This window comes from Ehrlichia ruminantium str. Welgevonden (genome assembly GCF_000026005.1).
Lineage (GTDB): Bacteria > Pseudomonadota > Alphaproteobacteria > Rickettsiales > Anaplasmataceae > Ehrlichia > Ehrlichia ruminantium.
Window position 1 is genome coordinate 452612 of record NC_005295.2, and the last position, 18319, is coordinate 470930.

Sequence of the window (18319 nt, forward strand, 5' to 3'; positions counted from 1 at the left end):
TTCTGATATATTTTAACATTTAGATTTTTTTGTATAGATGTAAAGTATATGTGTGATTATTCTATGGAATATACAAATGTATGTATATTTTTTTATTAAGCGTAAGTTTTTGATATTAATACTTATTTTACTAGTAAATTATTACAGGATTGCTGCATAAGCATGTCCTCTACCTACTGTGTTAGAGTTCTGATATATTTTAACATTTAGATTTTTTTGTATAGATTTAAAGTCTATGTTTTGTTGTTCGATAGAATATGTAAAAGTTGATGAGTTTCTTATTGTGACAGTGTGCTTTATTATGTTTTGATCATCTAAAATTTCTACATCATAACTTTCAATTTCTTCATCTAGTGGTATGTCAGTATTGTCTATCCATTCTCCATTAATACGTGCTCTGCGTATCCAGGTAATTGTTAAATTATTATGTATGTCACGTGTGCCTTTAACATGTACTACAGATAATGGTTGTAAGTTGTTAGCGTAGTATATGTGAGTTAGTTCTTCTTCAGAAAATGGTGACTTATTAAATATGACTTTATACATTAAAGATTTTTTTATTGATGATTTACTGATTTTGATATAAGGCAGATTATCTAATAGTACAAAAAACTCTCGATTTTTATGTTTGTTAATATATGGTTCTGTGCCAAATCTTCCCCTTAACATGTGACTTATTTGATAAAGATTTTCTCGTATATGTTTTGCATTTTTAAATTGAATTATCTCATTTCCAATTAATGCAAGGTTACTCTGATTATTTATAAATAATGATGTTATTGAATTTAATTGTCCTGTTTTTAATAAAATTGTGAGTGTATTTGCTGTGTCTGGTATAGTGATTGGTCCATTATCTAAAGTATCAATTGTAATTCCAACAATAGCTTCTGTATTTATAGATAATGCATGTTTATAGTGTTCAGTATCGTCTTGTGAATATATAATACTTCCATTCCATTCTGCTTTTTTCCTGATAACCATAAAATATAATACATTATCTATATTCTGAAAGCATGGTAGATCAAGAATACGTATTGATGTAATATCTGTTGTCTCTTCTTGTATTGTAGTGTTTTCAAAAGAAAAGGGTTGATAATTAAGTAATTCAGTATTACTTATTCCTTCTATATTAATAAAAAGATTATCTAAATAAATATTGGTAATTTTTATTTCAAAAGACAGATTATTATATTCTATTTTAATTGTATCATTGACATCTAACCAGATATATTTTATTGGTAATGTTAAATAAAAAGTGTATTGATTATTTAATTTTTTATTTAGTATATTTTGTGTGATAGTTTTTGCTTGATTATTATTGAGTACAATAGGTATATGAAAGTTTCTTACTATTGTATTTTGTATAAATGGTAATCTTGCATATTGTAGGCTAACTTTATAATCATCATTTTTATTAAGATACATGAAATTAATTCTGTTTATTAAATTAGATGATTTTGTTTTTGTGATTTTTAGATAGTTACTTTTATGATTAGATATAATATCATTTGTTGGAATATTATATATAGATGATAGATTATTTGAAGTAATGACTAATTTTCCATCTTTTTCTATGAGTTCAAAGTTGTATATATTTTGTAATGTATTCAGTATGGATCTAGCAGATTGTGCCTCAGTAATTGCATATCCATCTACTGCATTGTGTAAGTTTTCGATTTCTATCTTTGAGTCTTGTAATCCTATATTTGTAAGAATGTTGTGGATTATATGTGATATACCTAATAGAGATAATTTCCCTTGTATCCAATAGCCAATTTGCCAGTTTTGAGCATCTTGCCATATATTTTGTAGTTGAGGGAAATAAGGGTAAGGTCTTGCATCCCATTCCTTAAGAAACATATGCTCTACCATCTCAGAATTATGCCATGCGTTGATAGTGCCTATTAATGCTATTTTTTGTGCATAGAAATCTATAGATCTTTGTGAAAATGCTGAATATTTGTTATACTGTGGATAGTCTATGAAAACACTAGGCTGGCTTGTACAGTTATCTATACTTGGAAACCCGTATTGTGTGAACCATATTTTTTTTGATCTTGGTATCCATGTAGTCTTACTGTTATCTTGATTAAAATGATACTGGCTCCACCATTGTTTTATGTTTTTCCAAGCATATTGATTATTGTTTTGTTTATACAAGACTTTATCTTGTTTTTTTTCATCGTCTAGATAAAAATAGTCATATCCTTCACCTGAATACCATCCATTAATTATGTCTTGTTCTGTAAATCCTTGTATAGGTTGTTGCATGTCAGTTAGTGGAAAGTATGCATTTATACCTATGACATCTATGTATTGTGACGACCATAATTCATCGATGTTATAGTTCCCATTATTGGAATGATATTCTCTCCAATTTGCTGCATATGTGACAATAGTATTACTTCCTACCTGAGTTTTGACATAGCGTGCTAATTTTATAAGTTCATGTATTGCTGGATAATTATTATGAGTGTCTGTTACTCTAGTTAATCCTATAAGATCAGATCCGATAATAAAAGCATCAACCATATCTTTTGTAAGATCACAGTAATGCTGAATAAATGGATTATATTGATTTTTGAAGAATGCACTAATATATTGAGCATCTCCGGTTAAGTTTCCTATCCACGATATTTCTTCTTTATCTATTTGTAAAATAGGATATAACATCACTTTATATCCTCTTGCTTTTAGTTCACTTATATATCTGATTAAAGATATGTCATTAGTAGTACCATTGTAGCTAATTGTATTATTAATATTTTTATAAGTTTGTCTTGCTGTTTTTCTATTCATTCCTGCAACATGCCAATCATCAGGTGTTGTTATAATGTTAAAGTTAAATTCAGTAGCTGGATAAATATTACAATCTTGTATGTTTAAGCTATCTGCATACCAGGTTACAGTTACTGATACCCATGATATGTTTGGTAAAGTATTTTGTAATTGATCTAGAGCAATTAATGCATCTGCTTTGTTATAAGTAGTATTATTATTAATTTTTTGTGCTATTCCATATGGAATATATTTACTGCCAATTTTCTGTTGAGAAATTCTCATTTGTATTTTTGTATCATATGTAAATTCTCCTGGTCCAGAGATATGTATACACTTAATTTTGTGTGTTATTTGTTCTTGTTTTAGGTAATTGTTAGGATATGCTGTAACTTCGAATGTAAAGTTAGGTATATGATTGTTATAATCTGTTAATGGAAAATTTTCTATTACTATATATGCTATTCCACGGTATGCTGGTGTATTATTTGTTATTTTAGATATTAATGGATCTGGTTCTTGATCTTCTGTTCCTGGATAGAATCTATATGTTAATGTACTTAAATCTAATAACTGTGAATTAACCCATATTTTTGAGATTTCTTTTACATACCCTGTCGCTATTGCTATTGCCAAGCTTATATGATATTGGTATTGCACAGAGTTTAAATGCTCAGCAGCCTTGTGAGGTTTTTGTGTAATTGTTACATCTTGATGTACTGTTTCTTTTATTTTATCCATCCATATTATATTACCTGCTATACGCATTGTACCATAGAGTATAGGTATCATTTTGCCATAAGTTGATGTTTGAGTTTTTAAACTGTGTATTTTTGATTTACTTATAGTATTTTTGCTTAAGTACGTATTATTTTGTGTATCTTGATTAATGATATTATATTTTTCTGAAAGAAAATTTTCTATAGATTCTTTAATACTATTAATAATGCTTGATAATATAATGAGAGACATTAAGTAACCTATTAGTTTTGAAAAAGTGTATCATAATTTCACTATGTGCTGATAAAGTATCTATAGTGCTTATGTATGATCAGCTTGATGTTATGTGTATATATTAGTATTAGTGAATTTATTTTACAAAAGAGTAGTCAATAATTCATTGTATAGTATTAGTAATGTTTAATGTGTAGTTAGAAATACCTAATGAATAAGCTTTTAGATTAAAAGTTTTTCTACATGTTTATGTATCATCAGATTGATGTTATGTGTATATATTATGTATTAGTGAATTTATTTTACCAAAAGAGTAGTCAATAATTCATTGTATGATATTGGTAATGTTTAATGTGTAGTTAGAAATACCTAATGAATAAGCTTTTAGATTAAAGTGAGTTTTTCTACATGTTTATGTATCATCAGCTTGATGTTATGTGTATATATTATGTATTAGTGAATTTATTTTACCAAAAGAGTAGTCAATAATTCATTGTATGGTATTAGTAATGTTTAATGTGTAGTTAGAAATACCTAATGAATAAGCTTTTAGATTAAAGTGAGTTTTTCTACATGTTTATGTATCATCAGCTTGATGTTATGTGTATATATTAGTATTAGTGAATTTGTTTTGTCAAAAGAGTAAGTAATCGTTCATTGTATGATATTAGTGATATCTAATGTATATTCTAAGTAAAGGATGTAACTTGTCAGTTTTACGTTAAAACATGTATTGATTTGAGCTATGTGTTTTCATAGTGTATACAGTTTTAATATGTTTGTAGATATATTGTTTAACAAAATTCATAATAGTTTACATTTTAGTGACTGATTTTATACTATTCAGTACTGTAAAACATGTCCTTTTCTAGTATGGTAACAGTCATCTGTAGAAACATATGATATTACTTTAAAATTTATAATGTCTACTAGATTCAACTTTGATCTTATGTGTTATGTAGTAATAATATAGGTTTTTAATGAATATTAGTTAATATGTTACAATACTAAAACTCTGTTTCAATGGTTTATTGTATTGAGTATTATTATACTAATGTAATTTAGACAGTAAAAACTTTAGCATTGATACTTTTATATAATTTGGTGGTAAGAGTTTAATTGTAATTTTTCTATAACTTGAGTTTATTACTAAGTTTATGATACTTATATTGTACTCAAAATTATATTATTGAAAAATTTATTATGTATATACATATGTAAGCATATTGGATATTATGTACTCAATTTAGTATTAAAGGTATTTCTTAGATCATATAGGACTGTAATTCAGGAATATGAGGTTCCCCCCTAAAATTTTTGCTGTTGTTAAATTTGTAGCTACATGTGTTAAAGCTTTTATCACAACCAGCTATTATAGAGAATTTATCATTGATGTTCATGTCATGTGGTAATGGATTATAAAATTGAATATATGACTTGTTATGTTTCCTTACCTCTAATGTAGAATTACTATTCTTTCCTGTAATAAATGTTACTGATCCATATGTGTAATAATTTTTAGTATTTATCAAAGTGATACATTCAAATTCTTGTTTATTTATTACTTTAGTTATATAGTGAGAGCTAGTGAAAGGTTCTTTGTTAAGTTTACATTGAGTGTCACAAAATTGGGCTCTGCATGAAGATGAAAAAAAGTTTCCTAGATTTCTTGATAGAAGATGTGATAAACTATTAAGCTCTGCTATTAACTTGTTATTTGTTAGTGTTACTTTCTCTATACTTCCATGGAATAATATTATATTCTCCTGGTTTGGATTTGTATAATTTACCAGGAATATTGTTACTGTAGTGAAGTCATACATTCCAAGCAGTACATCTTCTTCTTTTATTGTATTTCCATCTATTATGCTTTCTATTTTTGTGCTATTACCAGAAATAGTATTGTATTTTAAGATATCTATGTTTAATCCAGGTGCTGATTGATAAGTAATATTATCAACAACTAAATCTTGATCAAAGTCAGTCAAACAAATTACTTTGTTATTTTTTAAAGTAAGTTGTAGACAGTATGCAATAGTAAGGATTTCTGATGATAGATGTTGTTTAAATTTTGTACTAATGTTTTTCATGTATATTATAAAGTTAATTTATGATAGGATAAAGATGAGTTCTATCTTGCAACCATAAGCTTGAGATAGTGTGTATTTAATGTCGCGTATGAAATGTTACTGAGAAACATTTAAGATGCTTTATAATGTGTATATTAATTGAGTAAAAGCAATCTTGAAGAATATATATTACCTATAGTATAGCATGTAGTGGTTATATAAATCAAGCATATTATTAACATATAATGTATATATTGAAGTTTTTTTGTAATAATTTGTTTATTGATGTGTTTAAGTTGCTATTAATTATATTTTATTATGATATTAATTCATGTTTTAAGTACAATATTTTTTAATTATTTTGTATTTAGGCAATAATTGAATATTCTTGATATAGTATTAAACTTTTGTTTAGGTTAGTGAGTAGGATAATGAAAAAATATGTAGGTAGTATGTATCAATTATAATACGCTAAAGTATTTGTATAAAATAACCACAATACGTAATTTCAGTAATTGTAAAATGGTGTAGTTTTTATCTAAGCTACTTACAAAATTCAGTATGATTTTTTGTTCTAATAGTGGAAATTTAAAAGTTAATAGTACTGAGTATAGTATAATTGTATTATTATTAGGTATTTTTGTATTTCACGAATACATTTTTTTGAATTATATTGTTATAAATGTTTTAATCTAAGTAGTATAAAGTCCTGCAATAACTTTAGATTTTTTAAAATTTTGATATGGTAACAACATGAAAAATATAACTTGTTTATTTACTGGAAATGTGGATCTTATAGAAGATATTTATAAAAAATATCAAAAAGATAATAATTCTGTTTCTTTGGGATGGCGTAAGTTTTTTTCTAGTGAGTTATATACTCAAAGTATTAGTGTAACTAATAATAAATCGAGTAATATTGATGTTGCCCCTAATAATTCTGAATCTAAAATTATAGAGCTATTAAATTTTTTTAGGTCTTATGGACATACTGTTGCAGACTTGGATCCTTTAGAATTACATGTAACAAATGAGTTAGAGTATCGTAAACATGTTGATTTAAGTAATATTGAATCTTGTCAGACATTAAATTCTGTTTTGGGTTTAAATAATCCTACTTTAGATGATGTTATTGGTGCTTTAAAAGCTACATACTGTGGTAAAATTGGCTATGAATTTATGCACATCAGAAATCATGATGAAAGGCTTTGGCTACAGGATAAGATTGAAAATATATCTAATGAGATATCAGATGAAGAAAAAAAGGATATATTAAAGCATTTAATGGAAGTAGAAAGTTTTGAACAGTTTATTCATACTAGATATCCTGGATATAAGAGATTCTCTATAGAAGGTGGCGATTCCTTAGTTGTTGCTTTAGAAAAAATAATTGATTTATCATCTGAGTTTAATCTACGTGAAATAGTAATAGGTATGTCACATCGTGGTAGATTAAGTGTATTAACCAAGGTTATGAAAAAATCTTATAGGGCTATGATGCATGAATTTAAAGGTGGTACTGCTTATCCAAAAGGTTTAGAAGTTTCAGGTGATGTTAAATATCATTTAGGGTATTCTTCTGATCGTCAATTATTGCCTAATAAAATTGTACACTTATCTTTGTCTCCTAATCCTTCTCATTTGGAATCTGTTAATCCAGCAGTAATGGGGAAAGTTAGAGCTAAACAGGATATTCTATCACCTAATGATAAGCCATCTGTAGTTGGAGTTTTAGTACATGGTGATGCTGCTGTAATTGGTCAGGGGATTGTTGCAGAAACATTAACTTTAAGTAATTTATTTGGATATAAAGTGTGTGGTGTGATCCATATAGTAGTTAATAATCAAGTTGGATTTACTACAAATCCGGAAGATTCTAGATCTTCTTTGTATTGTTCAGATATTGCAAGGATTATAGATGCTCCTGTATTTCATGTAAATGGAGATTCTATGGAAGCTGTTACTACAGCTGTGAAGTTGGCTGTTGAATATAGACAGAAATTTAATAAAGATGTTGTAATTGATATAGTGTGTTATCGTCGTTACGGACATAATGAAGGTGATGAACCATTATTTACTCAACCTGTTATGTATAATCGTATTATAAAGCATAAAACACCTATGAAACTCTATGCTGAACAACTGATAAATAATAAAGTGATTACTCAGGAAGATTTTAATGTTTTGCAAGATCAATTTCATAGTGTGCTAAGTGAAGAATTTGCAAGTTCTGAAAATTATTTTCCTGATCAAGCAGATTGGTTTAAGGGAAATTGGAAAAATTTTCGTAGACCTATACCTGGTGATTTTAAAGATTATTTATCAAATACAGGAGTGAGTGAGCAGTTATTGTTAAAGTTAGCTAGTTCTCTATCTAATATTCCTGAAAGTTTCAATGTTAATAAAAAGGTATTGAGAATATTAACTGCTCGTTTTGATGCAGTATCATCAGGTACGAATATTGATTGGGCAACAGGAGAAGCGTTGGCGTTTGCATCTCTATTATCAGAAAATGTGAGAATTAGATTGTCTGGTCAGGATTGTGGAAGAGGTACGTTTTCACATAGGCACGCAGTATTAGTAGATCAGGATACAGGAAGTTATTATATTCCTTTAAATAACTTAGGTGTACCACAAGAGGTTTTTGAAGTGTTTAATAGTCCATTGTCAGAATATGCTGTTCTTGGTTTTGAATATGGATATAGTACAAATTCTCCTAGATCTTTAGTAATATGGGAAGCACAGTTTGGTGATTTTGCAAATGGTGCACAAATTGTTATTGATCAATTTATTTCCTCTGCAGAAACTAAGTGGTTACGTTGTAGTGGACTAGTGATGCTACTTCCTCACGGATATGAAGGACAGGGACCAGAACATAGTTCAGCAAGAATAGAGCGGTATTTACAATTATGTGCAGAAGATAATATACAAGTTGTCAATTGTACAACACCTGCAAATTATTTTCATGTTTTACGTAGACAAGTGAATAGGGATTTTCGTAAACCACTTGTTGTTTTTACTCCTAAATCTTTACTGCGTCATAAAATGGCAGTATCTAAATTGACTGATTTTTCTGGAACCTTTTTACCTGTAATTGGTGAAGTATATCCATTGTGCAATAATAATCAGGTACGTAAGGTTGTAATATGTAGTGGTAAAGTGTATTTTGATATTATTGAAGCTCGGAGTAAAAATAAAATAGATAATATAGCGGTAATACGTTTAGAGCAATATTATCCTTTTCCAGAAGAACAAATAGCACTTGAGTTACAAAATTATAAAAATGCGGAAGTGATATGGTGTCAAGAAGAACCAATGAATATGGGAGCATGGAGCTTTGTTAACAATTATATTGAAAATGTTTTAAAGAAAATTGATATAAAATCTAAAAAAATATTATGTATATCTCGTCCTGCTTCTGCATCTACTGCAGCAGGATATACAAGTAATCATATCAAAGAACAAAATGATATTTTATCATGTATCTTAGAATAAACTAATATCACCTGTTTAGACTAGTGTTTATTAACTAACATAATATCTATAATATTTGAAAAGATATAGAATAAATGTTTATCTTATACTAGTATGTTTTGTTTATAGAAAATATTGATGCAAGGTGTCATATTAGCTTAGTGAATTATAATGGTGTTTTAAAGGTGATGTTTTAATCACTATGTATTGTTTTTAGTGTATAATGTACAGATGTTTAGAAATGTATACATAGTTAGATTTTGTGAAAATTATTTAGAAAGTTTTTTTGTAGATATATAAGTTGTTTGTTAACAGGTCATTTAATTATAGAAAAATAATTATCTTTGGGTATAGCAATAGTAACCCAAATAGGTTTAATTATGTGTATATAATCCACATACATAATAACTTTATGGAATATAAAATGACGGTGTTTGCAAAGGTAAATAGGATTAGAGTATTTCATAACAAATACTGATATACAGTATGTATAATAGTAGTAAACAAGTATTTATTGCACACAGGTGATTTATATATTTCATATCTTTGAATCAAAGTGATAATTTTATTGCAGAGTAAACTTTTAATAAATTGTGTAGTGAGAAAGAAATACTTGTGTTTAAGACAGTAGTAATAACAAATGATATTTATACTAAAAATACTTTAATTGTGCTATGCATAAGATATGTATAAGAATCTTATACATTATATAAGGAGGTAATACTAATAAGTATCATAACATGTATTAATAAGTTATAATTAATATTTGTATGTAAAAAAAATTCAATATTGATATTAATGATTGTATTAATAGTAGTTTACGATTTTCAAATAAATATAGAAGAAAATTAGTACAATTTTATATTGAAATCTATGTTTAGTACTCAAAAGTGATGTTAAATATAACTATATGCATAGTAATGTTACTTACCTAAAATAGCTTATTGATAGAGTAATACTATTTTGTGTAGAAGAATATAGTAATACGATCGTAGAACTGATTTTATATTGAATAAATAGTTACTATATTAAATGTTTAGTTATTGTCTGAGGTTCTATGATTTAATGTAAAGATCTATAGTAGTGTAAATTTTAATGTTATTATATGTATGTTAAATATATGATATAATATACTAGTTGTAATCTTATTAAAAAACTATGCAATTAATATACATTATGTTGTTAATAAGAAATATTCTGTATTGAAGTTATTGTTAGGATAAAAGGTAATTATTATATGATACACATATGATATATCTTGTTATGTCTTGTATAAAATGCTATACACATATGTGTACCATGTAAAAAAATAGGAAATATTTGTTCTGGTATTGTTAAATATTTATTATTTATATTAATCTGATTTTTCTGTATTATTGATTTGTAATATTCTCATAGCACTGCTATTAATTACTCCTCCACCTACTCGCTTTGTGGTGTAAAATGTTACAAAAGGTTTGTCTGTAAAAGGATCTCTTAGTATTCTAATATCACGATTTTCAATTATTTTGTATGCATTTTTGAAATCTGCAAGTACTATAGCTGGTTTTGGAATATCTGATGATTGTAGGATTGAACTTAATGCTGGCATATCTGATGTTTGATATACTGGTATTCCCATTAATGTATCTGGAGATCCAGTATTTAATCCTGGGTACCAAAGATATTGTCCTGAAGGAGATTTAATAGACCTAATTTCTTGTAGTACACTTCTGTGCATTAAGAACACTGCTTTTGCAGCAAAATATTCATCAAGAGAATAATAAAGTTTTATGATTGTATCACTGTCAATCTTGGTAGATGTTATCGTGTGTGAGTCATCTGTATATGATATAATGCCTTTTGGTTTACCATTTCCATCTCCAGATATAAAAGCTGCATTTTCTGTTCTACTAAAAGCATCTATTAGATGATCTATTAACCATTTACCCATGTCTATTGAAGAGTCTTCCAGTAATTTTTTTGTAATTTTTGGTTGAGCATATAATTCATGTAGATTTATGGTGTGCTTATTAACTTCTGGTAATGATTGTTGAATATTTTCGGTTTTGTGTTCTGCTCTCCAGTTTACAGATGTTTTGTCGTTATTTGTTACAAAACAATCTAGGCTATCACCAGATATTTTTTCTATAGAACATAGTTGACGCATTACTGAGTTTTTTGTCAAATTTTTATCTATATAATACGATACATTTTTTGGGATGAAGTATGATTCGTTTAAAGATGGTATTTGAGTTATAGGATGTGATTCTGGGGTACTACCTTTATACAAGTATTCTGTAAACATTTTGTAGTCATAATCTAGGTTATGATTTTTTTCGTCATACATCATTGGGCGCTGTGATAATGTTTCTAGCATATCTAAACGTTCATTCTGTTCTTCAATTATAGTTTCTGTTTTTTCTAGTTTTTCTAATATGGAAGGATATAGAGCACTTTTTTTACTGATATCTAGCAGTTTTTCTTCATTTAATGTTTTGAACTCTTCCCATGAAGATGTGAGATGGTTTAGAGATTCTTGAATTTCTGACATTGGTATTGTCATACTTACTCCGTTTTTATGAATTATGATTATATAATGAGATATCACAGCACGTATGAATCAAAAGAAAGTAATTAGAATATAATTTTAAGGAATTTATTGATTGCTGTGAAGTTTATAAGCTAATTGTATTTTATTATAATATATTATGTCAAGCATATTATCTAATGAAGTAACACACAAACATTACTATAATTATGCTATATAATGATAGCTTTAATTGAAATGATATTTTTTTTAGATAAATCCTAGCTCTTTTAATGTATTTTCAACTTTTAATTTATTCTCTTGAGTTAATTCTACTAATGGTAATCTTACTATTGGAGATATATATTCTGTAATTAAGCTCAAAGCATATTTTGCTGGTGATGGGTTAGATTCACAGAATAATGCTTGTGATAATTTAAGTATTGTCTTACTTATTTCTATAGCTTCTTTTATATTATTGGAAAAGAAAGCACTTTGCATATCTGAACATATTTTAGGTGCTACATTTGAAACAGCAGATATGCATCCAGAACCACCATGAGAATTGAATGCTAAACATGTAAAATCATCTCCTGAGAACAGAACTATATCTTTCTGTACCAATGTTTTTAAATTCAGTGGCCGACTTATATCACAAGTTGCATCTTTCACTCCTATTACTCTAGGTAAAGATAAGATACGTGCAAGTAATGTATCGCTTACATCTACTCCAGTTCTTTTTGGGATATTATATATAATGATAGGAATATTAGTTGCATCATGTACTACCTTAAAGTGTTGATATATTCCTTCATCAGTTGGTCTATTATAATATGGAACAACTACCAATGCTGCATCTACATTTAAGGAATTAACAAATAATGTACGTTTAATTGTTTCTTGTGTAGAACATGAACCTGAACCAGCTATTATTGGAACTCTGTTATTTGTAGTTTTAATACATAGTTTTATTATTTCACAGTATTCTTCAAAAGTTAAAGTTGTACTTTCTCCAGTACTGCCACATGGTACTAAACCATGAACATTATTGCTAATCTGATACTCAATAAGCTGAGTAAATGCATCTTGATCTACAGAAAAATCGTTTTTAAACGGTGTAACAAGTGCAGTAAATACACCTTTAAATTTCTCACTGTTCATCTGTAGTACCTCAATATTTTTAATCAATAATATACTAGTTTATTAATTCATATTTGTCTTTATTGTAAACTTTGTCAATAGAGATTTATTACTTTGTTTAGTTGAATATTATTGTTTATATGATTGATCATAGATTATCACATAATATACTAGCTTAATGTGTATCTTTTTTTTGTATAAGGCTGTTGTACATAATACTTATGTAACTTGTGATTTTATTAAGCATATGTCTGAATTATATTAGTATACTATTAGTTTTATTATTAATCATAAGTTGTAATATGTTAGAATACGATTAATTTTTGTGTATAGATCGGATAGTAGTATAACTAATTAAAAAAGAGAGTTGAGATAAAATTTAAAGCTGTTTACCACCTAAAATATGTACATGAAAGTGTGGAACTACTTGTCCACCTTCTTTTCCATGATTTGTAACTAACCTATAACCGTTTTTATTGAGTTGAAATTTATGAGTGATTTTTTTTACTATAGAAAAGAAGTGTATAATATCAGGCGAAGAATCAATAAAATCATCAAATGAAATATGTTTATTTTTTGGAATAACTAAAATATGTATAGGGGCTTGAGGATATATATCATGAAATGCTAGTACTAATTCATCCTCATATACTATATCACATGGAAGTTCTTTCCTTAATATTTTTGCAAAAACATTATTATTATCATAAAGATTATTCATCGTCTTATTATCTACCTATGCACTTTTCCTTGGCTACTTGATGACTTACCTTTGCTATTAGCTCCTGTAGTATTGCTTGGTGCATCAGAAATAGTACTCGATAAATCTTGTGCTATACCATCAACAGCTGCTTGTATACTACTAGGGATAGAAAAATGTTGTGATGGAGGAGGACTACTCTGCATCAGTATTTGGTTTTGAAGCTGCTGTAACATTTGTGAGCTTTGTAGAGGACTTCTCGTATAAGGCATGTCTTTAGGGTTTGTAAGTGAAAATCTGTTACTTACTATTTCTGATTCAGGATCAAATCTTTCTATGGACTCACTAGCGTCTTTTGTAGGAGCTGATGGACTTGCGGAGCTGATTTTGTCAGATTCTGGTTCTTCTTTACTAGTGGTATCTTTAGGATGGATATCGGCTGAAGTAACTTTTGGATCGAGTGAGGATTTATAAAGACGTAAAGCAGAACTTTTTACTAATTTACTGTCACGTATTCCCAAGGCCTTGAGTGCATTGTTGACTTCATTTTCTATCTCTTCTAAAGACTTATTAGATACATCTATTTCTATATTTAAGCGCTGTTTATAACTACCTGGCTTGGATTCTACAGTAAGTTTTCCACCTGTTTTTTTTAGTATTGCATCTAATTCCTTTAATTTCTGAAAATTAGAATCTGCTTCATGGCTTTTTAACAATTCTCTAGCTGCTCGAGATGGATCTAACATTGATTGTGCAATACCGCTTTTAGTCTCTTCTATATCTCCTTCTTTATCTTGTTCTTGCCATGCTGCAAATTTTTGTAAAGATTGAACAGGTATCTTGTAGTTTGGTACTTTTACTGTAACTTCATCTTGATGTCCTGGTATTCTTGTTGATGCTGGTAATTCAATACCTGCTTTATAATTATGATCTTGTATTTGTAGATCAAAATGTTTTTCAGGAGCATTTTTACTTGGTAAAAAACCTTGAATAATTTTACCTAAGCTTTCTTTATGTGGTGATTTAGTAGTGACTGGTGTAGTAGCTACTTTAAAAACAACTGCTGCACCTTTCTTGAGAAAAGAAAGCATTATGATACCATAATTAATGTCTAGATAAAACTAATACAGAATAATTATACATTACGATTTGTAATATGTCATTATGTATTATTAATATTTTGATTTGATAAGTGTACTTAAATTTTATAAATACTCATTATATTTTCATATTTATTTATGAGGTATATAATGTATGATAAAAGTTAATAATAGGTAAAAGGTGACTAATAGTAACAGTATTACTCCTGTCATGCAACAGTATGTAACACTTAAGCAACAGTATAAAGAGTATTTGTTATTTTATAGATTAGGTGATTTTTATGAATTGTTTTTTGATGATGCAATAAAAACATCTAAGATATTAAATATAGTATTAACTAAAAAAGGTAACGTACCTATGTGTGGTGTGCCTTTTCATAGTAGTGAGACCTATTTAAATAAACTGGTGAAGTTGGGTTATAAAATAGCAATTTGTGAACAGTTAGAGACATCAGAAGAAGCTAGGAAAAGAGGATATAAATCTTTAGTAAAGCGTGATGTTGTGAGAATTGTTACTCCTGGTACTATAGTAGAAGATTCTTTACTTGAAGCAAAGGAAAGTAATTACTTAGCTTGTATAGTAATGATTAAAGATAGTTGTGCAATTGCATGGTTAGAGTTATCTACTGGATTGTTTTGTTATCATATGACTTATATCAGTAAACTTGATAGTGATTTGTTACGTATTGGTCCTAAAGAACTTTTGGTTGCTGATGATTTATTAGAAATAGAAGCAGTATATTCTATTATCAAGAAATATAGGTTTTCTATAACTCAGTATTCAAGTAGTTTTTTTGACGAAAACAGAGCTTATAATACATTATGTAATGTATATGGTGTATCTACTTTAAAGGGATTAGGTGATCTAAAAGGTGTAGAAATTTCTGTATGTGGTTCTTTATTGGAGTATGTAATAGCAACACAAAAAGGTAGTTTACCTAAGTTAGGATTTCCAAAAGCATATGTACAGAGTGATTTTATGTTTATTGATGCTGCAGCATTACGTAATTTAGAATTGTTTAGTACTCAATCTGGAGAATTAGAAGGATCGTTGATTGCATCTATAGACTTTACTGTTACAGCATCTGGTGGAAGATTATTAAAAAGGTGCTTATCAGCTCCTCTTGCATCTGCTGATGCTATAAATCGTCGATTGAGTGTTGTTGAATTTTTTGTTAATAATCAAAATTTGTACAAAAGTGTTAGACAAGTATTGCGAGGTATTGCAGATATAGAGCGTATTTTAACACGAGTGAAAATTGCACGGTGTTCCCCTAAAGATTTGTATTCTTTAAAATTGACGTTAGAGAAAACTTGTGAATTAGTTGAATTGTTATGTAAGTTCAATATTGATATTATTAGTGAATTTTGTTTAAGATTAGGAAGGTATGAAGATTTAATTTGTATTCTTAATAATTCACTATTACAAAATAGTGTAAGTAGTGTAAAGGATGGTGGATTTATTAATCCTGAGTGTGATGCTCAATTATCTGAATACATATATATTCAGGAGTGTAGTAATCAGCTGATTCAGGAGTTACGTGATAGATATCGCAATATTACTAATATCCAAAGCCTGAAAATATTATATAATAACATTTTAGGGTATTATGTTGAAGTTTCATCGAATCATTTAATTGATGATAAGAATTTTATCCATAGGCAAAGTCTAGCTAATAATGTCAGGTATACAACTACTGAGTTAAAAGAGTTAGAAAGCAAAATAATATCTGCAAAAGATGCATCTATTAGTTTGGAAATCAAGATTTTTGGTCAGTTATGTTCAGATGTTATTAAATATGCGGATAAAATAACTATTACTGCTCATACTATTGCTGAAATAGATATGTTAACTTCTTTTGCTGAGTTAGCTGTGCAATATTCTTATAGTAAACCTATCATTGATGATAGTTATGAGTTTAATATTAAAAAAGGTAAGCATCCTGTAGTTGAGCGAAATGGTAAATTTATTGCAAATGATATTAATCTTTCATCAGAACAGCGAGTGCATCTAATTACTGGTCCTAATATGGCAGGTAAGAGTACTTTTTTGAGACAAAATGCATTAATAGGCATTTTAGCTCATATTGGGTCGTTTGTTCCTGCTGAATATGCTCATATAGGAGTGATTGATAAAGTATTTAGTAGAGTAGGTGCATCTGATAATATTGTCTGTGGATATTCTACATTTATGGTAGAAATGATAGAAACTGCTGCAGTAATTAATCAAGCTACTGAAAGATCTTTTGTAATACTTGATGAGATTGGTAGAGGTACAGGAACATATGATGGTTTATCTATTGCATGGTCAGTTATTGAGCAGATCCATAATGTTAATAAGAGTAGAGCTATTTTTGCAACACATTATCATGAGTTATCAAAATTAGATAAGTATTTAAAACATATAAAGTGTTTTTGCATGAAAGTAGAAGAATGGGATGGGAAAGTAGTGTTTTTACATGAAATAATACCTGGTGCAAGCGATAAGTCTTATGGAATACATGTAGCAAAACTTGCAGGTTTTCCACAGTCGGTTGTTAATAGGGCAGAATACTTAATGGACAAATTAAAAACAAATGAAGATTTATTAACTTAATAAGTAGTAATGGTTATTTAATATACTGGTTTTTACGTCTGATTTTTGATGTATAAATAATTTAGCTTTTAAGTACTATATTGTATATTTCCACTACTAAAAATATGTTATATACTAAAATAAAAAACCTAATACCTAATCTTTTGTACGATGTAAACATTATAAAATATCAATTTATCTTTTCCTAACAAAAAACTGTTAAAATTTAATTTTGTCTACAAATATATTATATATTTACGGTATAAAAACTTAAGTTAAGCATTTACTAGTCAAACATTAGTACTTTAACTCCAAATACTATACTTCTCATACCAATAAATAAACTGGTATTTATTGAACATCTATTCTATCGTAAATCATTAACTATCACACCATGTCAATATAATTGGTTGCAATTTATTATTGAGATAGATTACTTAAATACCAATAAACAAGCCAGTACTGTAAAATATCTAGTTCTATCATAATGTAATCTTTATACAAATTAACAGTAACAATATATCAAACTATGATACAACTTAGACATTTCTGGACATTACATAGAAAATTTAGGAAAAACAGTTTATTGATTATTCTGGTATCTCTTAAAAACCATTAGCTCAACTATAACAGCATCTTTAACAAATTGGCAATAATAAAAAAACATACCATATATCAGTTATCTTAAATGGCGTTCCATCATTATCTCTTTCTGATGGTTCATTTACTATACTAAAGCCAAGAGGCTTAATAATATTTTCTATAATCAGAGAATCATAAACGTTAATACAAATTCTACACACCAAAGACACTCTAATATTAACCATTACAACTTGTTTATTACTCACAACTCTAATTAAATAATATATGTCTTATGTATAAGTTTTTATTGCATAATCCCTCTTCCTACAAATTTATGAGTGTATACATAATTTCTCGTGATTATAAAATATTCAGGAAGTTAACATAACAAAAACTATTGTTTTGATTTATTAATTATTATATGCTTACAAACTAAAA

General features: G+C 27.9%; 9 protein-coding genes. 2 read left to right on the forward strand and 7 right to left on the reverse strand.

Features of this window, described 5'->3' with window-relative positions; translation table 11 throughout:
* Positions 1–141 precede the first annotated feature (141 nt).
* Both ERUM_RS01445 and ERUM_RS01450 read right to left on the reverse strand, forming a co-directional pair.
* Entirely contained in the window at positions 142–3750 is a 3609-nt protein-coding gene (locus ERUM_RS01445) for a glycoside hydrolase/phage tail family protein (protein ID WP_011154947.1), read from the reverse strand.
* A 1247-nt stretch (positions 3751–4997) separates the two neighbouring features.
* Positions 4998–5822, reverse strand: a complete 825-nt coding sequence (locus tag ERUM_RS01450) for a DUF2163 domain-containing protein (protein ID WP_011154948.1) — start codon at positions 5820–5822, stop codon at positions 4998–5000.
* A gap of 732 nt (positions 5823–6554) precedes the next feature.
* On the opposite strand from ERUM_RS01450, the gene ERUM_RS01455 reads away from it, so the two are divergent.
* Complete coding sequence (locus ERUM_RS01455; RefSeq protein WP_011154949.1) at positions 6555–9296, forward strand: 2-oxoglutarate dehydrogenase E1 component; 2742 nt, start codon at positions 6555–6557, stop codon at positions 9294–9296.
* A 1333-nt stretch (positions 9297–10629) separates the two neighbouring features.
* Here the strand turns inward: ERUM_RS01455 and ERUM_RS01460 are convergent.
* The 4 genes from ERUM_RS01460 to ERUM_RS01475 form a co-directional block, all read right to left on the reverse strand.
* Positions 10630–11820: a phage major capsid protein gene (locus tag ERUM_RS01460; RefSeq protein WP_044148627.1), complete on the reverse strand. Its 1191-nt coding sequence runs from the start codon at positions 11818–11820 to the stop codon at positions 10630–10632.
* Positions 11821–12054: 234 nt separating this feature from the next.
* Positions 12055–12945 (reverse strand): 4-hydroxy-tetrahydrodipicolinate synthase, encoded by an 891-nt coding sequence (gene dapA / locus ERUM_RS01465; protein ID WP_011154951.1) that lies wholly within the window; start codon positions 12943–12945, stop codon positions 12055–12057.
* A 358-nt stretch (positions 12946–13303) separates the two neighbouring features.
* Positions 13304–13645 (reverse strand): histidine triad nucleotide-binding protein, encoded by a 342-nt coding sequence (locus tag ERUM_RS01470; RefSeq protein WP_011154952.1) that lies wholly within the window; start codon positions 13643–13645, stop codon positions 13304–13306.
* 11 nt (positions 13646–13656) lie between these two features.
* Positions 13657–14715, reverse strand: a complete 1059-nt coding sequence (locus tag ERUM_RS01475; RefSeq protein ID WP_011154953.1) for a hypothetical protein — start codon at positions 14713–14715, stop codon at positions 13657–13659.
* A gap of 220 nt (positions 14716–14935) precedes the next feature.
* Here ERUM_RS01475 and mutS point away from each other — a divergent pair, with 220 nt between their 5' ends.
* Complete coding sequence (gene mutS / locus ERUM_RS01480; RefSeq protein WP_044148716.1) at positions 14936–17320, forward strand: DNA mismatch repair protein MutS; 2385 nt, start codon at positions 14936–14938, stop codon at positions 17318–17320.
* Positions 17321–17937: 617 nt separating this feature from the next.
* Here mutS and ERUM_RS01485 read toward each other — a convergent pair.
* Positions 17938–18147, reverse strand: coding sequence for a hypothetical protein (locus ERUM_RS01485; protein ID WP_011256041.1), 210 nt, complete (start codon positions 18145–18147; stop codon positions 17938–17940).
* Positions 18148–18319 lie beyond the last annotated feature (172 nt).